This window comes from Bacillus sp. AFS002410 (assembly GCF_002556365.1).
Classification (GTDB): Bacteria; Bacillota; Bacilli; order Bacillales; family Bacillaceae_G; genus Gottfriedia.
In genome coordinates this window covers 331,579-355,709 of sequence record NZ_NUEU01000002.1, presented here as the reverse complement: position 1 = coordinate 355,709, position 24,131 = coordinate 331,579, and the positions used below count along the sequence as shown (strand labels likewise).

26 protein-coding genes are annotated in these 24,131 nt (G+C 31.2%); 16 read left to right on the top strand and 10 right to left on the bottom strand.

Features of this window, described 5'->3' with window-relative positions:
- Positions 1-38: 38 nt before the first annotated feature.
- Positions 39-1,199, bottom strand: coding sequence for an aminotransferase A (locus CN692_RS03720; RefSeq protein WP_098117760.1), 1,161 nt, complete (start codon positions 1,197-1,199; stop codon positions 39-41).
- A 144-nt stretch (positions 1,200-1,343) separates the two neighbouring features.
- Between CN692_RS03720 and corA the strand changes: the two genes are divergently transcribed.
- A complete protein-coding gene (corA, locus tag CN692_RS03715) occupies positions 1,344-2,288 on the top strand; it encodes a magnesium/cobalt transporter CorA (RefSeq protein ID WP_098117759.1) in 945 nt (314 codons plus the stop codon).
- Between the two features lie 767 nt (positions 2,289-3,055).
- Positions 3,056-4,372, top strand: coding sequence for an ATP-binding protein (locus CN692_RS03705; RefSeq protein ID WP_098117756.1), 1,317 nt, complete (start codon positions 3,056-3,058; stop codon positions 4,370-4,372).
- A 180-nt stretch (positions 4,373-4,552) separates the two neighbouring features.
- Here the strand turns inward: CN692_RS03705 and CN692_RS03700 are convergent, their stop codons facing one another.
- The 5 genes from CN692_RS03700 to CN692_RS03680 all read right to left on the bottom strand — a co-directional run bounded on the left by CN692_RS03700 (position 4,553) and on the right by CN692_RS03680 (position 8,573).
- Positions 4,553-5,797, bottom strand: a complete 1,245-nt coding sequence (locus CN692_RS03700) for a DUF3967 domain-containing protein (protein WP_098117755.1) — start codon at positions 5,795-5,797, stop codon at positions 4,553-4,555.
- 281 nt (positions 5,798-6,078) lie between these two features.
- Entirely contained in the window at positions 6,079-6,345 is a 267-nt protein-coding gene (locus CN692_RS03695; protein ID WP_098117754.1) for a phage holin, read from the bottom strand.
- A 178-nt stretch (positions 6,346-6,523) separates the two neighbouring features.
- Entirely contained in the window at positions 6,524-7,063 is a 540-nt protein-coding gene (locus CN692_RS03690; protein ID WP_098117752.1) for a YkyB family protein, read from the bottom strand.
- A gap of 145 nt (positions 7,064-7,208) precedes the next feature.
- Complete coding sequence (locus CN692_RS27100; RefSeq protein WP_373605018.1) at positions 7,209-7,607, bottom strand: hypothetical protein; 399 nt, start codon at positions 7,605-7,607, stop codon at positions 7,209-7,211.
- A 132-nt stretch (positions 7,608-7,739) separates the two neighbouring features.
- A complete protein-coding gene (locus tag CN692_RS03680) occupies positions 7,740-8,573 on the bottom strand; it encodes a metallophosphoesterase (RefSeq protein WP_179874361.1) in 834 nt (277 codons plus the stop codon).
- A 120-nt stretch (positions 8,574-8,693) separates the two neighbouring features.
- Here CN692_RS03680 and fadH point away from each other — a divergent pair, with 120 nt between their 5' ends.
- On the top strand, positions 8,694-9,458 hold the full coding sequence (fadH, locus tag CN692_RS03675; protein ID WP_142317485.1) for a 2,4-dienoyl-CoA reductase: 765 nt from the start codon (positions 8,694-8,696) through the stop codon (positions 9,456-9,458).
- A 13-nt stretch (positions 9,459-9,471) separates the two neighbouring features.
- Positions 9,472-10,686, top strand: a complete 1,215-nt coding sequence (locus tag CN692_RS03670) for an EAL domain-containing protein (protein ID WP_179874360.1) — start codon at positions 9,472-9,474, stop codon at positions 10,684-10,686.
- 183 nt (positions 10,687-10,869) lie between these two features.
- Here CN692_RS03670 and CN692_RS03665 read toward each other — a convergent pair whose 3' ends face one another.
- Positions 10,870-11,607, bottom strand: coding sequence for a class I SAM-dependent methyltransferase (locus CN692_RS03665; RefSeq protein ID WP_098117748.1), 738 nt, complete (start codon positions 11,605-11,607; stop codon positions 10,870-10,872).
- 496 nt (positions 11,608-12,103) lie between these two features.
- A complete protein-coding gene (locus tag CN692_RS03660) occupies positions 12,104-12,337 on the bottom strand; it encodes a glutaredoxin family protein (RefSeq protein WP_098117746.1) in 234 nt (77 codons plus the stop codon).
- Between the two features lie 255 nt (positions 12,338-12,592).
- Here CN692_RS03660 and CN692_RS03655 point away from each other — a divergent pair, with 255 nt between their 5' ends.
- From CN692_RS03655 to CN692_RS26450, 11 genes are all read left to right on the top strand, one after another.
- Positions 12,593-12,838: a YkuJ family protein gene (locus CN692_RS03655; RefSeq protein ID WP_098117744.1), complete on the top strand. Its 246-nt coding sequence runs from the start codon at positions 12,593-12,595 to the stop codon at positions 12,836-12,838.
- Positions 12,839-13,025: 187 nt separating this feature from the next.
- Positions 13,026-13,499 (top strand): ribonuclease H-like YkuK family protein, encoded by a 474-nt coding sequence (locus tag CN692_RS03650; protein ID WP_369700034.1) that lies wholly within the window; start codon positions 13,026-13,028, stop codon positions 13,497-13,499.
- Positions 13,500-13,553: 54 nt separating this feature from the next.
- Positions 13,554-13,745: an antirepressor AbbA gene (abbA, locus tag CN692_RS03645; RefSeq protein ID WP_098117742.1), complete on the top strand. Its 192-nt coding sequence runs from the start codon at positions 13,554-13,556 to the stop codon at positions 13,743-13,745.
- Between the two features lie 298 nt (positions 13,746-14,043).
- Positions 14,044-14,490: a cyclic-di-AMP-binding protein CbpB gene (gene cbpB, locus CN692_RS03640; protein ID WP_098117740.1), complete on the top strand. Its 447-nt coding sequence runs from the start codon at positions 14,044-14,046 to the stop codon at positions 14,488-14,490.
- Between the two features lie 196 nt (positions 14,491-14,686).
- The gene (locus CN692_RS03635; protein WP_098117739.1) at positions 14,687-15,562 is read left to right on the top strand and encodes a LysR family transcriptional regulator; all 876 of its coding nucleotides are present in this window, start codon (positions 14,687-14,689) and stop codon (positions 15,560-15,562) included.
- A 75-nt stretch (positions 15,563-15,637) separates the two neighbouring features.
- Positions 15,638-16,354, top strand: coding sequence for a 2,3,4,5-tetrahydropyridine-2,6-dicarboxylate N-acetyltransferase (gene dapD, locus CN692_RS03630; RefSeq protein WP_098117738.1), 717 nt, complete (start codon positions 15,638-15,640; stop codon positions 16,352-16,354).
- Between the two features lie 53 nt (positions 16,355-16,407).
- Positions 16,408-17,517 (top strand): N-acetyldiaminopimelate deacetylase, encoded by a 1,110-nt coding sequence (locus tag CN692_RS03625; RefSeq protein WP_098117736.1) that lies wholly within the window; start codon positions 16,408-16,410, stop codon positions 17,515-17,517.
- A 116-nt stretch (positions 17,518-17,633) separates the two neighbouring features.
- Positions 17,634-18,176, top strand: a complete 543-nt coding sequence (locus tag CN692_RS03620) for a peroxiredoxin (RefSeq protein ID WP_098117735.1) — start codon at positions 17,634-17,636, stop codon at positions 18,174-18,176.
- A gap of 142 nt (positions 18,177-18,318) precedes the next feature.
- Entirely contained in the window at positions 18,319-18,774 is a 456-nt protein-coding gene (locus tag CN692_RS03615) for a TlpA family protein disulfide reductase (protein ID WP_098117733.1), read from the top strand.
- A 145-nt stretch (positions 18,775-18,919) separates the two neighbouring features.
- Entirely contained in the window at positions 18,920-19,954 is a 1,035-nt protein-coding gene (locus CN692_RS03610; protein WP_098117732.1) for a cytochrome d ubiquinol oxidase subunit II, read from the top strand.
- Positions 19,955-20,312: 358 nt separating this feature from the next.
- Positions 20,313-20,795, top strand: coding sequence for a hypothetical protein (locus tag CN692_RS26450; RefSeq protein WP_218923533.1), 483 nt, complete (start codon positions 20,313-20,315; stop codon positions 20,793-20,795).
- Positions 20,796-20,980: 185 nt separating this feature from the next.
- Here the strand turns inward: CN692_RS26450 and rnjA are convergent, their stop codons facing one another.
- Positions 20,981-22,648 carry a ribonuclease J1 gene (gene rnjA / locus CN692_RS03600; RefSeq protein ID WP_098117731.1) on the bottom strand — a complete coding sequence of 556 codons (1,668 nt, stop codon included), beginning with the start codon at positions 22,646-22,648 and terminating at the stop codon, positions 20,981-20,983.
- Positions 22,649-22,652: 4 nt separating this feature from the next.
- Positions 22,653-22,865, bottom strand: a complete 213-nt coding sequence (locus CN692_RS03595; RefSeq protein ID WP_098117729.1) for a DNA-dependent RNA polymerase subunit epsilon — start codon at positions 22,863-22,865, stop codon at positions 22,653-22,655.
- 351 nt (positions 22,866-23,216) lie between these two features.
- On the opposite strand from CN692_RS03595, the gene CN692_RS03590 reads away from it, so the two are divergent.
- Positions 23,217-24,125, top strand: coding sequence for a DMT family transporter (locus CN692_RS03590; protein ID WP_098117728.1), 909 nt, complete (start codon positions 23,217-23,219; stop codon positions 24,123-24,125).
- Positions 24,126-24,131 lie beyond the last annotated feature (6 nt).

Sequence of the window (24,131 nt, the reverse complement as noted above, 5' to 3'; positions counted from 1 at the left end):
AAATGATTTCACGTCTTTTTTTAATTATAAATATACTTTTAATTTCTAAGACTTGTTACAAACGCTTCTAATCGATCACACGCAGCTTCTAATTCTTTCATTGAATACGCGTATGAAAGGCGAATGAATGAATCACCATATTCAGAAAAAGCTTCCCCGGGGATAACTGCTAGATTATGTTTTTCTACTAGATTTAATGCGAATTCCATGGATGGCATATTGAACTCTTTAATTGATGGGAATAAATAAAATGCACCTTCTGGCTTAATACAAGAAAGACCCATCTTTTCTAATCGATCAACCATATAATCACGTCTTATTTTATATTCTTTTGCCATTTCAATTGGCGAATCAATGCAGTCAGTTAATGCTGTAATTGCAGCATATTGAGAAATTGATGTTGCACATGATACGTTATACTGATGCACTTTTAAGATTTCCTGGGCTAAATAAACAGGTGCAAAAATAAAACCAATTCTCCAACCAGTCATCGAATGTGACTTACTAAGGCCATTAATGACAATTGTCTTATCTCTCATACCAGGGAAACTTGCAATTGAAATATGAGTGCTGTCATATGTAAGTTCACTATAAATTTCATCTGACAATATGAATAAATCTTTTTCAGATAAATAATTAGCTAAATTCTCAAGTTCCTCTTTTGTTAAAGTTACACCTGTTGGGTTATTCGGGTATGGTAAAACAATACAACGTGTTTTTTCTGTTATATATTCATCCAATAATTCAGGCGTAATTTTAAAGCCATTGTTAGATGTATCGACAAAAACGGGTTTTGCCCCACATGTTGTTATGATTGGTGCATACCCAGGATAGATTGGTGCAGGAAGAATAACTTCACATTCATCATTAAGAATTGTCCTAAAAGTAACATCAATTGCTTGACTAGCACCTACTGTAACGATAACCTCGTTTGCTGGGTCATACGATAGAGAGTATTTTGTCTTTAAAAAATTAGATGCTGCATTTCTAAGTGCTGGTATTCCGGCATTAGGAGTATAGACTGTTTGATTTTGATTAATGGCGTCTATTGCTGAAGCTTTAATTGGTTCTGGCGTTGGGAAATCCGGTTGACCTAATGTTAATGCTATTACATTCTCATATTTTTCAATTTTTTGGGCAAATTTTCTAATACCTGAGATTTGAATTTCTTTTACATTTTGATTAATAAATCTTTTCATACTAAATCCCTCTACTTATTATTTTTTATATAAAAAAGTAAACATCTTATTCTGTTTAATAAATGAAATTTCTTTCATTTTACCATATAATATAAAAAGTATTTAGTAGTGAAATAATTTGATTACCTAGAGAAGGTGTATAAAATGTTACAAGTAATAGGAGTAACTAAAAATAAAGTAATCGATCGAAATATATCGATTGCTGAGGCAAAATCAAATAAATATCTATGGTACTGGGTTGATATTAATGAGCCAACTCAAGAAGAGATTTCACTTTTATCAACTGAATTTAATTTTCATCAACTTGCCATTGAGGATTGTTTAGAATATGTACAAAGACCTAAGCTAGATTATTATGACGGATATCATTTTTTAATTTTGCATGAATTAAACAAACTAGACTTAGAGGAAACGGAGCTAGATATATTTGTAAGTGATCATTATGTTGTCACATTCCACATTCAGCATAGTCCCTCAGTACAACTTGTTTTAGATAATATACTGACTGATCGTCGGGCATCCAAGAGCCCACTTCATTTAACTCATCGACTCATTGATGAGCTTGTAGATAGTTATTTTCCACTAATCTATCGTTTAGAGGACGAACTATCTGATTTAGAAATTGATCCGCTACGAAAAGAAGTAAGCAATGTAGTAGAGAGATTATATGATATAAAATCAGATTTATCGAAATTAAGGAAAACAATCTTACCAACTCGAGATCTATTATATCGAATCTTAAACTCAAATCGATTTAAAGATATATCTGAGCATCGAATTTATTTTGAAGATATTCATGATCATTTAATGAAGCTCTCAGATATGATCGAAACAAATAGAGACTTAGCTTCTGATATAAGAGAAAGTTATTTTTCATTAAGCTCAGAAAAAATGAATAATATAATGAAAACATTAACAATTATTTCGTCTTTCTTTTTACCACTAACGTTTATCGTAGGTTTATACGGGATGAACTTTCACTATATGCCAGAGTTAGCTTGGAAATATGGCTATTTATTTATTCTAATTTTAATGGGATTTGTAACGATTTTAATGTACATATTTTTTAAAAGGAAAGGTTGGTTTTAAGTCGTTTTAACATACATATAACTTTAGTTAAAATAATCAAATAAAACAGAGTAGGAGTATTCTAATGAAAACACTGAGCTATTTAAGTTTTTCACTGCTTTATCTCTTAGGATTATTTTTATTACTAGACTTTGTATTCAAGTTTCAAAATACGACTTTTAACAATATTTATTACACTGTGTTATACCCATTTCTAAGCCTATTTTTGATTGGCATTTATGCATCATTGCCAAAATTTGCAAAACTTATTACGAAGTCGGGTTTATCTTACCATTCAAACGAAAAGCTAAAATGGTTTGTTTCAATAATTTTACTGATCATTCTTTCGTTAATTATGATAATAAGGTTTGGTACATACCCCCATGTATTAGTAACTATATTAACTATTTTTGGTTATGTCCTCTCATTAATTACAGGATATAAATTAATAAGGTTCAGAAATAAAAACTTAGAATAAAGCAGAGGCCTATAATAGGGCCTTTTTAAATTGAATTGTAACTCGGCTAGGACGTGAGAATTTTAGAGTAAAGAGTATCGCGATCAAACTAGAATTCTACTACTCGACTAATTGATCCATCTGGAATTTTTAGTGATTAAAGTTTTGTCCTGAATGACTTCAACTTGACGACTTTTCTTATATTTTAGAATTCTTTGTAATAATGTGACGTACTATGTCAAAATGTTTTTTTCGAATTTTTTGTATTAATAATTAGAACTTTTAATAACTATGTTATAATTTGTTGAAAGAAGGGGTGGGGGACACTTTAATGCTGCAATTAAAAGATTTATTAATTCAATTTGCAATCATAATCATTCCGGTCTTTTTATATGAAATGTTTTGGCTAAGTAGATACCATAATACAAGTCCAAAGCAAAATAGAATACTAGTTGGATTGCTAACTTTTTTTAATATTTTTATTTGCTTGCTTTACCCAATTCATATCAGTAAGAGCATGGCTATTACTTTTAGTATTTTATTAATCTATTCATCTATTTTGTACGGTGGAAGATGGATCGGAACAATGATTATTTTTACGAAAGCAGTTTTTGTCTATTTACTATATGGATTATCATCATTAAAATCTTTTCCTTTTGAGTTGATTTCATGTATTTTACCATTTATCGTATCACCACAATGGGTAAGTTTTTCTAAACGTAAGAAATTTGCTCTTAGTATCTTAATGCCAATCTTATTTTCATTTAGTATGATCTGTTTACTTTATTATGAAGCAACAGTCAATGGGATAAAAGAGTACCAAACAGATAAAACGATTTTTTCAGCATGCATCTTTTTTACTGTTTTAACGATTACGATGTTATTCCATGTTTATTTAAGAGAATTTTTATTTGAAAATGCTGAAATTAGAGTTCAAATGCAAAAGTCGGAAAAATTAAACATGGTAAGTGAACTTGCGGCCAGTGTTGCGCATGAAGTTAGAAACCCACTTACTGTTGTAAGGGGTTTCATTCAATTGATTGAAAATCAAGAAAGTGGAACGAATAGAGAATATATGAAACTTGTATTAGCCGAACTGGACCGGGCGGAGAATATTATTTCGGACTACTTAAATCTAGCTAGACCTCAAATTGAAGAGAAAAAAATCATTAATATGACCGAACAATTGAATGAGGTTACTACTTTAATGTCAACTTATGCCTCATTGCAAGGCGCATTCTTACAAGTAAATGTTAATGAAGATATGTATACTGTTGGAGATCGAGCTAAACTTAAACAAGCAATCATTAATGTCTTAAAAAATGGTGTAGAAGCAATTAAAGACACTAAAGGTTATATTAAGATTGAAGCAAATATGGAGAAGGTAAAAGATAAAGAGTACATACGAATCATTGTAAAAGATAATGGAATTGGTATGTCGAAAGCTCAGCTTGATCGTTTAGGACAACCTTTTTATTCGTTGAAAGAAAAGGGAACAGGATTAGGATTAATGGTTACTTTTAGTATTATTGAGGCGCATAAGGGTACGATTGAATATTTAAGTGAAGAAGGCAATGGTACAGAAGTTCATATAATGTTACCAGCTTATCATCAAGAACAAAGTGAAGAGATTCAATTAAAAGAATAAAGAGAGGGTAATGATCCTCTCGTACTAACTTCGAACGCTCGTTTTCTAAAGTCAGCTGGTTGTTCATTCGTATGGATCAGGTTGAAAAATTTAATTTTTATGTTTAAACAAATAAAGAGAAGGGAGGATTCCCTTCTCTTTTAAAGATATCATAATCTATAAGTGCTAATATAAAACAAATTATTTTACTGATTTTGGTTTAAAAAAGAGTGATTTTATTGCATTTTTCCAATCTCTTTCTTTTGAAGCAGCAACCATTTTCTTCGTTTCCTGCAACTCTCTAATCATTCTCATTAATTGAGCGTCTCGACCGGATTCTTTCGATTGAATTTCTTCAAATATTTGTTCCAATTTTTCGTCTTTTTCTTCAATAACAGCAGCAAGCTCGTGGAGCTCTTCACTTTTTTCTTCAACTGAAATTAATATTTGTTCTAATTTTTGATCTTTTTCCAAGTTCTGTTTTATTAGAGTTTGATTTTGAGTTAGGATTTGTTCATTCTGAAATGCTAGATTCGTAATTTGTGACATGAATTCTTCAAACATAATTTGATTAGTATTTGTCGGAACAAAGGTCGTTACTTTTTCTTTTGATACAATTTGATCAATTACTATTTTTGATTCGTTTAAATTTGTAGGAATATCTTCATCAGGAAGTTTATTATTTTCTTCAAGTATTTGTTCAACAGTCATTTCCTCAAAGTGATATTCTTTGACTACTTCATCCAGTTGCGATAATGTAGGAGCTTCGTTCATTTGATCTATTTCTTCTATTGATTGTTTGTCGGGTATTCCTTCAAATGTTACTTCCCTGGATACGTTCGCTTCAATCGGTTTTTTTTCAATTAAAGTAGGTTGCACTTCTAATGGCGTTTCCATTAGTTCCTGTTCGACTACAGTTTCTTCTATAATTACTTCTTCAATTAATTCACGTTCTGCACCATTTTCTACTAATAAAGTTTCTTCTTGTAAATGACTAATTAATTCGGTTTCATTTTGAATTACAACTACTTCATCTAAATTTTCATTTTCTTCTTCAATTATTTCATTTTTATTTTTTATGTCAAAATCATTATGTATGTTATCTTCTAGAGGAGTTTGCGGGGCATTTGATGTAATTTGCTCATCATTATTTAAAGTTATTTCATTTTCACTAGTTATTGCAACTTCTGCAATCGTTTCAGCAAGACTTTGATTTAATAGGTTATTTAAAGCGGATTGTACGGCTTGTGATAGATTTTCATCTTTTTGGTAATCTTTCACAATCAGTTGAAATAATTCAAAATCACTTTGATTATAAATCCTAGTATCTTGATTTTTTGTAAACTGGTATGCATTTTTTTCTAATTCCTTACTAATTTCTCTAACGCGAGACTTACCGATCTTTAATTTCTTTGAAATGTCTTTACTTGTAAAAATTACTGACATTTTTTATCCTCCTGAAAAATGTGTGTTTTTAGAACATTCAATACAGAGTTAAACTTTTCCTACTTGTTTTAGTTAAAATAATTCTACAATGTATAACAAAGTGCATATGATTATACCGATTAAAATCAATATATGAGGAAAAACAGTGAAAAATAGTAAATCTTACTAAAAAAATAGCATAAATTGGGGTGAAAGAAAGAGAGTGAAACAATGTTTAATCACTCTCATACTAAAAATTTAAAAATGTAATCAAATCGTTCAAAAAGTAGAATAATAGTAATCTATTGGTCCGAATTTGTATTATTTTTATTTGTTTTTTCTAATCCTGCTTCTTGAAGTAATGCTTTTTGAGCTTGTCCTTTTTTACCTAAATAATTATGCTTAGCACCGAAGTATAAAATAAACAGGAATGAAATGATATTAATTACCGCATCAATTTGATCATTATTTAGGAATTTAAACCCAAAAGAATTCACTAATAATTGAAGCGCAAATAAGAAGCCAGCAACATAACGAATAATATCTTGTAAGTTATTATTACCGAACATATTAATCACCCCCTATTAATAGAGTATGCTTGTCCGTAAAATATGGTGCAAAAGTATAGGGGGAAAGGAGTAAAAGAGAATATCACGAGATTAGAAGTGCACAAGAGTAGGTATAAAGAAAGGGAAATATTTTCTTAAGATTTTAAAATCTCAAGAAGATATTTCCCTTAGCTCTTAACTATCTTTGTTGTTTACCTTTATTTTTACGAATTGGTTCACTCGGAAAAGTAAATGTAGAATTGTTTAGAAATGAAGAAGTTTTTAGAAATTGTCCTGGGGTATTTTTTCGGTGATTAGATCCGTGTTTTATTTTACTTTCGGATTTAACGTTATCAATACCTAAGAAATGATGAAGTATCTTTTTTGCATAGCTTAAAGACATGGATACTTTTGGATTTCGATGAGTATTTTCTAAAATTCCTAAATGTGGCAGCAGTTTAAAGTCTTCTTTTAAAGGAGGTATATGAAAGAAAAAATCTCCACAAGCAATTAATACGTCAGATTGTTGTTTACTTGCCCTAGGGTTATTGGAAAAATGTAATCCGACTTTTTTAGCAATTCCTTTATCAATAAGTTTTATAATAGCTTGTCTTTTTAGTGAATATAACTCACTTGGTTCAAGTGCAGTTTTAGCATGTTTATTCACAACAAATATTGCCTGAAAAATTTCTTCATTTGTAAAATTTAGTTTATTCAGGCCAGGATCTTTCGGTTTCATGTTTCTATGTTACCTCCAAAATAATAGATATGAGTATATTATATCTTTAGTTTTAATTTTTTCAAATCAAATCTAGAGAAGTGGTAATTTAAATAAAAAGCTAATCGAAATAATATTCATTAAAGCGACTAGCCTTTTGATGTTTTTAGTATGGATATGGACCTAGATTACCAGGATTATTTAAACCTGCATTTCCAGGTAAATAGGCACCTGGATTTACTGGTGGGTATGGTTGTGGATTACCAGGGAACGCCCCGCCGCCATATGGAGGATAACCAGGGAAAGCGCCGCCACCACCATATGGAGGATATCCAGGGTATGCGCCACCACCGTATGGAGGAAATGGTCCATAAGGTGGGCAATATGGCGGTCTAAAGGCCAGTGCACCTAAAGCGAATCCGCCTGCTAATCCTGCTAGTCCTCCTATTATTGGTAAAATCGGAAAAAACGGGAGAAAACGTTGTTCGTTATGATCATAATAATAAGATGGAGAATGATCATCTCTGTAATAATGATTCAAATTAGGGTGATAGTGATAATTCATGTATTTAACCTCCTCTCTTGTCTTTAATAATAGTGTATGGAGTCTTAAAATAATTGAGCAAGTACCCATAAAATTAGGTAACCAACCTAGTATGAGTGAGATTTAATTGGCTAAATATTCATGAATAAAAGGTTAATGCCTAAGTTGACCCTTAATTTCAATTGAAATGATTTCCGGTGGTGTAAATAAGCGAATCGGCAATTTGGTTGTACCAATTCCATTTGAAACAACTAAATGACTATTATATTTCTTCGATAAGTCGTAAACACCACGATTGTATTTTTTTGCATATGGAGGCATTATGAAGGATTTGTAAAACGGAAAATAAATCTGTCCTCCATGACTATGTCCAGAGAGTTGAAGGTTGATTGGATAGTTTTTTGTTAAATCAGCGATATCAGGTTCATGCGCAAGAACGATCGTATAGGAATTTTTTTGAATCTGTTCTAATATTTTATTATATTGTTTATTTCCTAGCATATAATCATCAAGACCGATAAATGAAACTTTTGTTTTCTGAATATAGTATGTTTTTTCTTCGTTTTTTAATAATAAAAAATTACTATCAACTAAAAGCTTTTCGTACTGTTCAGTAAAATAACCTCCATGATCATGGTTTCCATAAATGGCAAGTTTTCCTATTTTGGGATTTAGTTCTTTTAAGAGTTGGATTACTTCTTTTTTATATGCAAACTTTCGAATATCACTAACCAAATCACCAGTAAAAAGAATAAAATCAGGCTTCATTTGGTTAATATTGTTTACGACTTTTTTAAATTGTTCTATATCCTTTTTATTTTTAAAATGAGTATCTGAGATTTGTATTAGTTTAATAGTAGTACTGGAATTTTGGCGATCGTTGGAAAATACTAAATGCTTTGTTCGAACTGATGATGGTTCAACAAAGATTGAGTAATAGATTAAACAAATACATAGCAAAAAAAATGATGTGAGTTTTATTTTCAACTGTTTCCCGACCTTTATAAATGAAATAAGTACATACTATATTAAATAGTTTAATTGTTGAAAATATTCTCGAAATAGATAAATGTTGTTAAACTATTAAATACAAAGGGAGTGATACGAGTGAAGGATAAAGTTATAATCGTTACTGGTGGATCTAGCGGTATGGGGAAAGCAATGGCTACTCGCTTTGCAAAAGAAGGTGCAAAAGTAGTTATTGCTGGAAAAGATATTGAAAAATTAAATAGTGCAAAAGAAGAAATTGAACGATATGATGGTCAAATATTGCCCATCGTCTTAGATGTTTGTGATCCAGAGCTCATAAAAAATATGGTAATGGAAGTTGATCAAACATTTGGTACAATTGATTTTTTAGTAAATAATGCAGCAGGTAATTTTATTTGTGCTGCAGAGGATTTGTCTGTAAACGGATGGAATTCTGTCATTAATACCGTACTGAATGGTACTTTTTATTGTAGCTCGGAAGTTGGACGGTATATGATCAAACATAATATTAAAGGAGCAATCACGAATATGATCGCTACGTACGCCTGGGATGCAGGTCCAGGAGTGATTCATTCTGCATCAGCTAAAGCTGGTGTACTTGCAATGACTAGAACATTAGCTGTAGAGTGGGGAAGAAAGTACGGGATACGAGTGAATGCAATAGCTCCCGGCCCTATTGAGCGTACAGAGGGAGCGGATAAACTATGGCTGTCAGATGAACTAGCAAGCAGAACAATGCAGAGTGTACCATTAGGGCGATTAGGTACTCCTGAGGAGATAGCAGGACTTTGTGCATATTTATTTTCAAATGAGGCTAGTTATATTAATGGTTCATGTTTTACAATGGATGGAGGACAGTCAATACATCAATACCCTTTCTAGAAGGAGGTTCAAAATGGATCCTTTAGACGTAATAAGTAACTTAGATAAAGTCATACCATACTTCCAACCAATTTATGGAGCCGATACACAAAATTGTGTAGGAGTAGAGGTTGTTGGTAGACTGAAACTTGAAAATTTACACAGCCTTGAATTCTTCTTTGCAAATGACTTGGTGCCAGACGACTACTTACTAGAGGTTGATAATCATATATTAATTCAAGCCCTCGATGAAGTTTTACAATCAAAATTTGATGGTGGAATTTTTATCAATCGTCATCCTTCAGCACTACTTTCAGATGATCCTGAAAGTCTTTTAACAATTTTACAATCCTATGAAGAAAAAGGGATACACCTTAATAAAATTGTTATTATTCTTCAACACCAACTTTTTTATGGTTTTGAGAAGGAATTAAAGAATTTAATTACATATTATCAAACATACGGTATTAAATTTGCGATTAATAGCGTAAATGAAAAATTAATTAATTTAGAAAAACTTCGATTTTTATCTCCCGACATCATTAAAATCGATTTTAAAATGGTTCAACAACTTCATACCTCATCGTTTCAAGATTTATTAAATTCCGTAATTTATGTAGCTGGAAAAGTAGGGGCATCGATGTACTATGATGGGATCATTGATTCGATCCAATTAAGAAATGCATGGAAAAATGGTGGGAGATTCTATCAAGGTGCATACTTGTCTATACCGCAGCCTTCAATTAATCAGTTAAATCATGAATGTGAACCACTGAAGAATGACATCTTAAAATATATTCGAGGCGAAAAGAACAAATTAATTGCACTTAGAGATATGACAAACTTAATTCAGCGAAAAGTCGAATCAACGATTAATAAGTATAAATTAGAAGAGGATTTAAATTCATTTTTAGTAAATATTTCAAATGAATTAAATACAATTTGTTTTAGAATGTATATATGTGATGAGGATGGTTTTCAGCAGTCTGCTAACATGTTTAAAGTTAATGGTGAAAGGTGGGAACTTCAGCAAAAATATAAAGGTAGGAACTGGAGCTGGAGGCCATATTTTTTAGAAACCGTATTAAAAATGCAATCAAATGATCAAGGACTTTTATCCGATATGTATAGAGATATTGAAACCGGTGAGAAGATTCGGACATTTTCTTATCCGATGAATAGCGGGAACTATTTATATATTGATCTAAGTTATGATTTTTTATTTAAACATAATGAATTGCTTTTTTAACGAAAATGTTTAATTTGAAATTAGGTATGTAAAAAAGGGGCCGTCCTAAAAGTCTGCGTAACTGACCTTTAGGTGGCCTCTATTTGATGATCTAAGGCTGTCTAGCATCAAAATATGCTGGGGATTCAAAGCTTTATTTTCACTTCAAATTTTTATTTCATCTACTTTGACATCCTCATGTTATCACTCCATTTTAAAACAAGAAAAAACAAGTACAACTGGAATTCTTTGTCTTCGTAAAAATTCTTCTTCACTTTTAAAATGGATTCGTTTAGGTGTCCCTTCTCGTAGCTGATCAACTCGAAATCCGGTTTTCCTTAAAATAGTAAAGTATTGTTCGATTGTACGATGATATTTGACCACTATTTTATTGATCCATGGTTCTTTTCTCTCACCTGTTAGAAAATAATCGTCCACTATCCAACTTTCTCTTCGATCACCAGACTGTTTACTTTCATTGGAGGCTGTAGTTAATGGGTGTTGAACACTAAATACAAATTGGCCATTCTCCCTTAAAGAGTTAAATACTTTTTGAAATATTAGCTCTATATTTGAAATATAGTGTAATACAAATCGTGATGTAATAAGTTCAAATGAATCTGTTGGGAAGTTATAATCCTCAATTGAAGAGTAGCAAATTGAGCCTACGGTGTCTTTTAAATTAGTTTCGGCTACTTTAATCATTTGCTCTGATCCCTCAATACCTAAATAGCTGTTTGCGCTAAGTAACAAAAGCTCTTTTCCAAAGCTTGCGTCACCACAACCTAAATCTAATATGTTTTTTTGATCAACATCTCTTATTAATTCATGGATAATCGGACCTTCTATCGCATTGTTAGGACTATCTATTCGATTTCTGCGTTTCATATATTCTGAAAAAAAATCATCCTGATTGTAAACCGTTGAACCACGATACTCCATTTTACCGCTCCTTTATTGTCCGAAATATTTATAAAAGTTGACACAAATTAACTAACTTTAACATCAAATTTGATATGAAAAAAGAGAGTTTATACCTATCTTCCGGTTTTAAAATATTAGGGAAAGTCTATTATCAAGAATCGACTATTTCACTTAAAAAGGCACATATTCAATGAAATAGTGCTATTTCGATGTCAGCTAATGTAAAAAAGATAAGAACGATTGGTATAGTATAAATAATTAAAAGAATGATACGATAAGTAAAAGTTTAGTTGAGGGAGGATGAAATTTTGAGGGGACTTATTTCGAAAGTTCTTTTTGTATCGTCCGTCATGTTTTTTGTCTTTCATTTTATAGGAGTTGGATGAACTAAATTTTTGGACAAGCCCTTGAAAACATTATAATAAATAGTTGAAGTTAATAGGAATAAAAAAACACCTAAATGATCGAACATTCATTTAGGTGTTTTAATGTTAAAATATAAATCTTAAAAAGATTAACTTTTTTGAAGCGCAGCCTCAATTTGATCCATTTGAACGCCTCTAATGATCTCTTCATTTATAATTAATGTCGGTGTTGAAAAGGAATCTAACTCAAACATCATTCTTTTTTTCGCAAACTCATCTTTTGAAACGTTATATTCGGTATAAGTAACTTTCATTTCTTTTAAATAATTTTTCAAAAATTCACATGGTGGACAGCCATCTTGCGTGAATAATTCAATTTTCATAAATTTACATCCTTTCTATATTAATTTCTAAAAGCAATTTGTATAAAACTATTATGACATAGAAAAATTGCGATGTTAAAGAAATTTGTTTTTTCAGCTGAAACGACTATTTCACTTGTATTTATCTTGGAATACAAGTATTCTTATTAATGGACACTTACATAGCTTAAATCTATCAGAAGTTTTATGGATAGAAATTGTAAGAAAGTATAACCTATATTTAGGGAATGACACATGGTAGAAAGGAGTTCTAATATGTCTTTATTACTAGGAATTTTAGAACGCTTAGAAAGTTTAAAACAACAAGCTACGAATGGTGAGGTTGCTCAAAGATATTTTGAGGTTAATGGCGAAAGAAAATGTAGCGTAAAGTATTCTGAGAAAAATGAAACTTTTGAATTAGAAGTATTTCAACAAGGTGAAAAACCACAAACGTTTCCATTCGATAATATCGATATGGTTGCAATTGAAATATACGAAATTATTTCTTCACTAGATTAAGAAAAGAAAAGAAAAAGCAGGCTTAAGCTTGTTTTTTCTTTTTTTTTTTGAAGATTTAGTTACAAAATAGTAAGGTCGTGCTAATCCCTTTTCGTAATGAATACATTATTATGTAACGTTTATGAAAAGGGAGGTCATATATGTGAATAAAGATCAGTATCGATTTTACAATGTTAGTGAACGAAAAATGAGTTTCGATCAGGTAGTTGATCGTTTATATCACTTTGTAAAAAGTGATCCTAATAAACAATATCGACTTTCTATCGGAACTGATTCTCAGGTTCATAGTAATGGGACTAAGTTTATTACAGCGCTTCATTTGCATAGAGTAGGAAATGGAGCTTGGGGATGTTTACATACTTGTTGGCATCACAAGAAAATCCGTAATTTAAAAGAGAAAATATTTCTAGAAACAATGTATAGTCAGGAAATAGCATTTTTATTATCACCTTTTCATTTGGAAAAAATTTTTAGTCCTCTGCATGAGAATGCTAATTCAAATAATTTTAGTTTTGAAATTCATTTAGATATTGGTACTGTGGGACTGACGAAAGAGTTTATACAAGAAATGACATCTAAAGTAAGTGCAATGGGGATCATTCCTAAGATTAAACCAGATTCTTATACGGCATTTAGTTATGCAAATAAATTTACAAAATAAGTAGTTTAAACTAAATAAACATTGATTAAAATGAGGACTAGGAGGGATTGATGGATGCTAAGTGAACAAAACTTTACGAATGATGAATTATCTTTATTAGTCGATACAGTGATGAAACAAAATTATGCAATTGAACTAATTTCATCGCAAATTACTGATATAGAAAACGGATTAATGGATGCAGGAGAAGATCAATACGAAAGACTAATACATTTATATCAAAAATTAAGGGATTTGGGTTTATGATATCAATTATAGATGAACGTTTAGATAATAAATTATTTATCTAAACGTTTTTTTGTTTTCATGAATAAATTAAAATAATAAAGCAATTTATTAGGAAAAGTTAAATTGGAAAGGGGTTACAAATCTGATAATATAGGGAAGGGGACATAGTCCTAAAGAATAGAATAATGTATAAGTTTTAATTTATACAAATGATTAGTGAAGTAACTAGCCTATTTAACTGATGGTTATTTGGATGGACTTACTAGTTTAACCATTTTTTAAATACTAATACTTTACTACCTGGGGGACGATGTTTTTGATTAGTATTGATGGTTCACAATTTTTTGAACATAAAGTAGAAGAAGTAATTATTTCGAGTGAAAAGGTAGCTCACGTACAAAGTGGTAACAGTTTGGAGCATGCTTTATTAGTACTTACAAAATCAGGATATTCATCAATTCCTGTTCTAAATCCAAAGTTTCAATTACTTGGCTTAATTAGCACTTCAATGATATTAGATGGAATACTTGGACTAGAAAGAATTGAATTTGATCGTTTAAGTAATATGAAAGTTCAAGAGGTAATGTGTACAGAAATTCCTCTATTAAAAACAACAGATACGCTAGCTAAAGGGCTTGAAACTGTAGTTGATCATCCTTTTGTATGTGTAGTAGATGAGAATAATACGTTTGAAGGTATACTAACTAGAAGAGCGATTTTAAAACAATTGAATAAAAATGTAAGAAGATACAATAAACATTAATTGATAAAAGTAGGTCATTTGAATATTGGCTTACTTTTTTTATTCATGTAGTACAGTAGTAAGGTAGAATAGTTAAGGGGCTAGAAAAAGATTTTAAAAGAATTAAATATGAAGCATATGGATTTATCTTAAAGATCATAGAAAGCCAAAAATAGAGCTCTTAATGATTTTCCTGCACTACTTAAGGGGGGATTAAATGCAGATTGATGATATTCGTTTAATAATTACTTTATCTGAAGAGAAAAATATGAGGAAAGCGTCTGAGAGACTATTTGTTTCTCAACCGGCTCTTAGTCAAAGGCTACAAAATTTAGAGAAGCAGATTGGCAGTGAATTGTTTATTCGGTCTCAAAAGGGATTGATTATTACAGCTTCTGGGGAAATTATTTTAAACTATGCAAGGAAAATGGAAGAAACATACCAAACGATGTTAGAGCAATTGCAAATTTTAAAATCAGATATTTCTGGTACTTTAAAAATTGCGGTTTCGTCTGTCGTTGCTCAGTACTGGTTACCGCCAGTATTAAAAAAATATGTTTCAAGTTATCCTGAAGTTCAGGTTTCTCTTTTTACTGGATGGAGTAGTGAAATTACAAATCGTTTATATGAAAATGAGGTACACCTGGCAATTGTAAGAGGGAATCAAAATTGGTTCGGAGAAAAGGAATTGCTTTTTTCTGATGAACTATTATTAGTCGATACAAAGAAACATAATCTTTTGGATTATAAGAATATACAAAGACCATTTATCCAGTTTAAAAGTAATTCAAATTACTATCAATTGATCCAATCATGGTGGTATGAGCATTTTAATTCATTACCTAAACACGAAATAGTTGTTGATCAAATAGAAACGTGTAAGCAATTTGTATTAAATGGTCTAGGTTTTGCAATTTTACCTTCTTCCGTGTTGCATGATGTAAATGACGAAAGTGTTATAAAAACACCTATAATGACAAAAGAAGATGCTGGGTTAAATCGAGATACATACTTACTTTATAATCGAGATGCCATGAAATTAAAACAAGTAGCTGGATTTATCGAATCAATTAGAAAAAAAACAAAAGATTAATCGACAAAATGTTGCTTGTTAGTTACTAGATTTGATAGAGTATTCTTATTGATATAATAAAGGGGGCAATACATTATGAAATTAATGGACGCAAATGAAATTATCGCATTTATCGCAAATAGTACTAAAAAAACACCTGTTAAGGTATATGTAAAAGGTGAGCTAGACAAGCTTACAATCACTGAGTCAGTTCAATCATTTATTTCTCAAAATTCTGGAGTTTTATTTGGTGAGTGGGACGATGTTAAAGTAATCCTTGAAGAGCAAAAAGAATACATAGAAGATTACGTAGTAGAATCAGATCGTCGTAATTCAGCTATTCCACTTTTAGATTCTAAAGGTATTAAAGCTCGTATTGAGCCAGGTGCATTTATCCGTGATCAAGTTACAATTGGCGATAACGCTGTAATTATGATGGGTGCTGTAATTAATATCGGTGCTGTAATTGGAGAAGGCACTATGATCGATATGAATGCAGTACTTGGTGGACGTGCTACTACTGGTAAAAACTGTCACGTTGGCGCAGGTGCTGTTTTAGCTGGTGTAATTGAGCCACCATCAGCAAACCCAGTTATTCTTGAAGACAATGTTTTAATTGGTGCTAATGCAGTAGTTTTAGAAGGTATTAAAGTAGGTGAAGGTGCAGTAGTAGCTGCAGGCGCAATCGTTACTGAAAATGTTGCTCCTTATACTGTAGTTGCTGGTGTTCCAGCTAGAAAAATTAAAGATATCGATGATAAAACAATTTCAAAGACTGAAATTATTCAGGCTTTACGTCAATTAAATCAATAATAACAAATAAAGCGTAGAATATATTCTACGCTTTTTTTTAGAGAGGAGCCGCAATGGATTCTTTTATTCAAATTAGAAGAGATCTACACTTAATTCCTGAACTTGGTTTTCAAGAATTTAAAACACAAGCATATTTGCTAGAGTACTTATCTAGTTTAAATCAAGAAAGACTTGTAATTGAAACATGGAGAACTGGTATTTTTGTTAGAGTAAAAGGAATAAAGCCTACTAAAACTATTGGCTACCGTACAGATATTGATGGATTACCAATGAAAGAAAATACAGGCCTAGAGTTTTCTTCAACACATGAAGGCAATATGCACGCTTGTGGCCATGATTTACATATGAGCATTGCACTTGGCGTACTGACTAATCTAGTTAATGAGCCTATAAATGATGATGTTGTGTTTATTTTTCAACCAGCAGAGGAAGGTCCAGGTGGAGCTGAGCCTTTACTAAAAAGTGAAGAGTTTACATCATTTAAACCTGATGAGATATATGCTTTACATATTGCGCCTGAATATCCAGTTGGAACAATCGCGACAAAACCTGGTATGTTATTTGCGCATACTTCTGAGCTATTTATTGATTTTCATGGCTTAAGTGGACATGCTGCATTCCCGCATTTAACGAATGACATGATTGTTGCGTCTAGTCATTTTATCACTCAAGTACAATCAATCGTTTCTCGAAATGTGAATCCGTTAGACAGTGCGGTAATTACAATTGGAAAAATTACTGGTGGAACAGTTCAAAATGTTATTGCAGATCACGTTCGACTAGAAGGTACTATGAGAGCTCTAAATGTAGAAGCAATGATAAAATTAAAAAATAGAATTCAAAGCCTTGTGAATGGATTTCAAGAGAGCTTTCAGTGTAAAATAGATGTAGATTTTGGAAGTAATTACTATGGCGTAATAAATGATGAATCGTTAACGAATGAATTTTTCAATTTTGCGAGACAATATGACGGTATTAATGCAGTTGAATGTAATGTTGCTATGACAGGTGAAGATTTTGGTTATATGACAAAGGAAATACCTGGTCTGATGTTTTGGATTGGTGTAAATTCTGAATTTGGATTACATAACCAAAAATTAAATCCTGATGAAAATGTTATACCAATAATGATTCAATTTATTACGGATTTTATGAAAAAGTAGTGTGAAAATGATTTTCAGTTAATAATTATTATAAATTAATATTGACTTTAAATAAGTAGTTTACTATAATATCACTTGTATGATAAATAGTTACATAAATATTGGAGGTAATAACGATGGCAGAACGTTTAGTAGGAAAACAAGCACCACGCTTTGAAATGGAAGCAGTTTTACCAAATAAAGAATTTGGTAAAGTAAGCTTAGAAGAAAACATGAAAAATGATAAATGGACAGTATTATACTTCTATCCAATGGACTTCACTTTCGTATGTCCAACTGAAATCGTAGCAATCTCTGATCGTTATGATGAGTTTGAAGATCTTGATGCAGAAGTTGTAGGTGTTTCTACAGATACAATTCACACTCACTTAGCATGGATCAACACTGACCGTAAAGACAATGGTTTAGGCCAATTAAAATATGCATTAGGTGCAGATACAAACCACGCTATTTCTCGTGATTATGGCGTATTAATTGAAGAAGAAGGAATTGCATTACGTGGATTATTCATCATCAGCCCAGAAGGTGAATTAATGTACCAAGTAGTACACCACAATAATATCGGTCGTGAAGTTGATGAAGTATTACGTGTACTTCAAGCTTTACAAACTGGTGGACTTTGCCCAGCTAACTGGAAACCCGGTCAAGCAACTTTATAATTTTTAATAAAATTAAGTAATGAAAAAAGGTCTAACATAAAGTTAGGCCTTTTTAAACACAATACGAAACACTTTTGAAAATTGAACAAGCCCTTTTAGTTAAAAAAGTAGGGCTAAAGAAACGAAATAGGAGGACTAATAAATGAGACTTCGCTCTCCAATGCCAGAATTAAACGGCGCAACAACAGTATTAAATGGAGAAATCCAAAAAGAAAACTTAATCGGTGACAAACCAACATTAATTCATTTTTGGTCTGTTAGTTGCCATTTATGTAAAGTAGCAATGCCAAATATTAATGCATTTAGAGATGAGTATAAAGATCGTTTAAACGTAGTTAGTGTTCATATGCCAAGATCTGAAGATGATTTAGATATTGAAAAAATAAAAGAAGTTGCAGCGGAACACGGAATTACCCAAACAATTTTAGTTGATAATCAACATTCAATTACAGATGCATTTGAAAATAAATATGTACCTTCATATTACGTATTTGATAAAACTGGTGTATTACGTCATTTCCAAGCTGGAGAAGGCGGAATGCCAATGTTAGAAAAACGTGTTAATCGAGTACTAGACGAAGCTGCGAAAGTAGAATAATTTCAAACCACTAAAGAGACTTTAAATAAAGTCTCTTTTTAATTTTCCATAATCTTCATATAGAAACTAGTAGAAACAGTATTTTATCGGTATAATGAAGAAAACTAAGCTTTAGATTATGAAATTTCTGTAGGAGGAAATAAGTTTGGAAATTCAAACGGTCGCAATCTTTATATTATGGTTGTTTCTATATGCCTACATGATTATTGCTTCAATTGATTTTGGTGCAGGGTTTTACGCGTTTTATGCTATTTCAACGAAAGAGGAACCAAAATTAATTGGCTTAATAAATCGACATCTTTCATCTATATGGGAGTTAGCTACATTATTCTTCATTTTCTTCTTTGTTGGTGTAGTTGGCATATTCCCAAGGGTTGCATATTATTACGGAGTCCCTTTATTAGTTCCTGGTAGTGTAGCAATGATTTTTTTAGCGGTTAGGGGATCGTTTTATACCTTTCAGCAATATGGAGGAAATAGAAGTAAGTTATTTCTAATTTTATATGGTGCTACAAGTTTGCTAATCCCTGTTACTTTATCTACTGTATTAACAATATCTGAGGGTGGATTTATTATCGAAAATGGTACGGATATACGATTTTATCCATTTAAATTGATAACGAATTCCTATTCTTTATCCGTTATGCTTTTAGCAGTATGTTCAGTTTTATTTATAAGTGCAATGTTTTTAATCTACTCTGCAAAACTAATAAATGATTCTGAGTCAGAAGTAAAATTAAGAAAGTATGTACTAGTTTGGTCGGCTCCGACAATCATATCGAGTATTATTGTTTTTGCTTCAATGAAGTTACATAATAAAGTTCATTTTGATCGAATGCATAATGTGTGGGAGTTTTTCCTTATCTCGTTCATTTGCTTTTGTTTAGCTATTTATTTTGTTATAAAAGGAAAGAGATATGGATTAGCGTTCATACTTGTATTATTACAATATTTCTTCGCATTTTTTGGATATGGAATCAGCCATTTACCATTTATTTTATATCCTTATTTAAGAATCGAAACAAGTTTTGCTAAGAGTACTTTGGCGATTGTATTGATTATCCTATTTGTCATATTCTTCGTCGTATTTACAGTGTATTTTATATTTTTAGTTCTTAATAAACCTTTTTTTATAAAAGTTTTCTTGAAAAATAATGATAAAAATGATTTTCTGGATTGATATGGATTATTAAATTAATTTAAAGGTGTATCATAGCTAACATATACATCATTAGACCAATAAGAAATAGAGGATAATCGATTGATTATCCTCTATTTTGCTGTATAGTAGTTTAATTCGAAAAAATGGCATTAGTCTATTTTGCAAAATTAAAATCTCAACAATTTGTAAGTTGCTTCGTTCGTTATTTTCTTAATTAAGTAAATGACAGTTTAGTAGCATAAGGATAAATTTAATTTCTAAGAAAGAATGAGTAATTAGCCTTGTTTAGAGTAATGGAATGTACCTGTATAATGTTAATTGTGGAAGTTACTGGAAGAAACGTCTACTAAAAAACAAAATAACAGGAGTAAAGTTTATGAAAAACAAGAAAATCTTTTTACCTCTTTTTTTATTATTAGTTGTTGGAGTATTCATTCTAATCTATCAGCGCCAAACAGATGCTAATACTAATTCAAATTCTAGTGCGTATACGTATATGGATGCTGACAAAGTAAAAGTAAAAATAGGACAATCTAAGCAGTACTCTAAAGATGAACTAAATGCAGCAGTTGAAACTGTAAAGAAAGAATTCAAGGATTATGAAGGATGCACAATGACAGATATATGGTATTCAGAAACAGAATCGCATTCAATTTCCAAAGATTATATGCAATATGGTGGGGGTATGAATAATGGTGTAAACGAAAAAAATGTACTTGTTTTACTTTCTACATTTAAAGTCGATTCTACTGGGGGAGATGGAAGTTGGGAGCCAAATTCAACTCAGTCTGATTTTAGTTGGACTCTGATTAGAGATAGTAAAAAGGGTAAATGGAGAGTTGATGATTCTGGATATTGATGTACTAGAATCACCCTACAACTAACGCATGCGAACGTTGTCTAAATTAAATTTAACAGAATATACATAAGGATTTAATGATAAGTATGGGCGTGAAATAAGAGGAACTTCTTGAAAAATAATCGAAAAAAGGAGTTGTCTTAAAAGTATTTTAACTTTAAAGACAACTCCTTTAAATTATGTCATTAAACTTCCATGATAATTGGAAGGATCATTGGTTTACGTTTTGTTTTTTCGTATAAGAAAGGAGATAAAGTATCTGTAATCTCATTTTTAATTTCAGACCATTGAGACGTTTTACGTTCCATGATTTTGTTTAAATGAGTAGAAATCATTGCTTGTGCCTCATTTATTAAATCGCCGCTTTCTCTCATGTAAACAAATCCGCGTGAAATAATATCTGGACCAGCAGAGATTTTAAATTCCTTCATATCGATGCTTACGACAACGATTACAAGACCTTCTTCAGATAAAATTCTACGATCTCTTAATACGATATTACCAATATCACCGATACCGCTTCCATCAATATAAACATTGCCAGAAGGTACTTTTCCTGCAACCATCGCTTCATCCGAACGAAGAGCTAATACTTCACCATTATCCATGATAAAGCAGTTTTCTTCCGGAACTCCACAATCCATTGCAAGTTTAGCGTGCATACGTTGCATTCTATATTCACCGTGAATTGGCATAAAATACTTTGGCTTCATTAGTCTAAGCATTAATTTTTGCTCTTCTTGACCACCATGACCACTAGTGTGAATGTCATTTAATGATCCGTGAATTACTTCTGCGCCAGCACGATACAATAAGTTGATCGTACGATTTACACTCATTGTATTACCTGGAATTGGTGAAGAAGAGAATACTACTGTATCTCCAGGGATAATTTGGATCTGACGGTGTGTACCATTAGCAATACGTGATAATGCAGCCATTGGTTCACCTTGACTACCTGTACATAAAATAACAAGTTGATTTGCAGGTATACGGTTAATTTGAGAAGCTTCAATAAATGTATCTTTAGGACATTTAATATAACCTAAGTCATGTCCAATCTCGATATTTGCTTCCATACTTCTTCCGAAAACAGCAATTTTACGTCCAGTTGCAATAGCAGACTCAACTACTTGCTGAAGACGATGAATATTTGAAGCAAATGTTGCAAATATAATTCGACCGTCTACTTTACGGAAAATTTCATTAATCGTATCGCCAACTTTTCTCTCAGACATTGTAAAATGTGATACTTCACTATTTGTACTATCTGAAAGTAAGCATAAAACGCCTTCTTTACCAATTTCAGCCATTTTTGTTAAATTAGCTGTTTCTCCAACTGGAGTAAAGTCGAATTTAAAGTCTCCTGTATGAACAACTTGTCCTTGAGGAGTTTTTACAACGATTCCGTAACAGTCTGGAATACTATGTGTAGTACGGTAGAATGTTACGCTTGTTTTTCTAAATTTGATGATATCGTCTTCTTTAATTTCAATTAATTTAGCTTTTCTTAGAAGACCATGTTCTTCAAGTTTGTTTTTAATTAAACCAAGAGCAAGCTTACCACCATAAATTGGAATATTTAATTCTCTTAATAAATATGGAATACCACCAATGTGGTCTTCATGTCCGTGAGTGATAAATAAACCTTTTATTTTTTCCTCATTTCGAACTAAATAAGAATAATCAGGTATTACGTAGTCTATTCCTAATAGTTCATCTTCAGGGAACTTGATTCCGGCATCGATTAATATAATTTCATCTTGATATTGTACTGCGTATGTATTTTTTCCAATTTCCCCTAAGCCACCTAGTGCGAATACGGCAGCTTGATCATTTTTAAGAAATTTCATATGTTTACGCTAGCTCCAGAACTTTAAAGCTTTCACTTTGTTTTTCGAATTCAAGATGAGCACCAGTTAAAGCTTGAACAAGCTCAATATTATAATTGAAAGGTAATAATTTCGCACGAACTTCTCTTTCACTTTCAGCTTCTACATAAACTGTTTTAGTTTTTTCTCTTACAGGTACCTCTAAAGGTAATTCCTGATAGTATACTTTAAAAATCATTTAAATCTCTCCTTGTCAATTCACTATCTTCTCAATATTATAAGTGATTTTTTATATATTTTCATTCTTTTTATTGAAGATTACCTAAAATACGGTTTAATTTAAAAATATATTAGAAATTATTGAGATGTATTTTTTCTTTTTTAATAATAGTTTTAGCCGTTTTTTTAATTTTTTTCTAAGTTTACGTAACATTAGTTTTACCTCCTATACACGAAATTAAACTTGCTTATAAACAACACGGACATGGTATATTTATGTGTAGTATTGATCGAAAAGGCATTTTCATACAATATATTCAGAAAAGACGTTAAAATAGAGGGAATCTTTTAAGGGATAGGGGAGAAATATGTGAAAAAATTATACACAGCCTTGTTTTTATTAAGTATTATTTGGAGTACATCGTTTTTATTTATTAAACTCCTTTTAAATGACATCGGCCCTGAAGCAATAGTGTTTTATCGTTGTTTCTTTGGTGCGGTTACTTTATTAATCATTATGCTAATAAAAAAGGTGAAAATTGATTTTAAAAATTTACCGAAAATGAGTTTAATTATTATCATCTCATTATTTAATCACGCAATTCCGTGGTTATTTCTTTCTTTTAGTGAAACACATCTACAAAGTAATGAAGCTGCAATTTTAAATGCGTTTACTCCAATAGCTACACTTCTAATCGGTTATTTTTTCTTTTCTCAAAGAATTCAAAGGATGCAAGGAATCGGGCTTTTTATTGGGATTATCGGACTTATGATTATGATGAATATTAACCCATCAACAATTTTCTCCAATAATATAATTTATTCAGTATTAATGTTATTTGTTACATTTTGTTATGGGCTTGGTTCACATTTAACGAAAAAATATTTACAAAAAATTGATGTTTTAACTATTTCCTTTTTAACACTTGCTATATCTGGTGTTTTCAGTTTTATTTATATGTGTATTGTAGGGAAAGGGACGCTTAAACCTTTTGTAAATTTAGAAGTTTTTAGTGGTGTATTTGGACTTGGTGTTTTATGTTCGGGGTTGGCATATTTACTATTTTATTATATGGTTAAAGAAGGTAGTGCAGAATTTGCAACTATGGTTACTTATATAGTTCCTGTTTTTGCTTCAGTTTGGGGATTTTTCTTTTTAGACGAACCTTTAACATATAAAATGGTTATAGGATTATTAATCGTACTTCTAGGAGTATTTATTACAAATAGTAAGAAGAAGTCAAAAATTAGTAACTCAAAAGCAAATGCAGCATCTTAGTGAGTG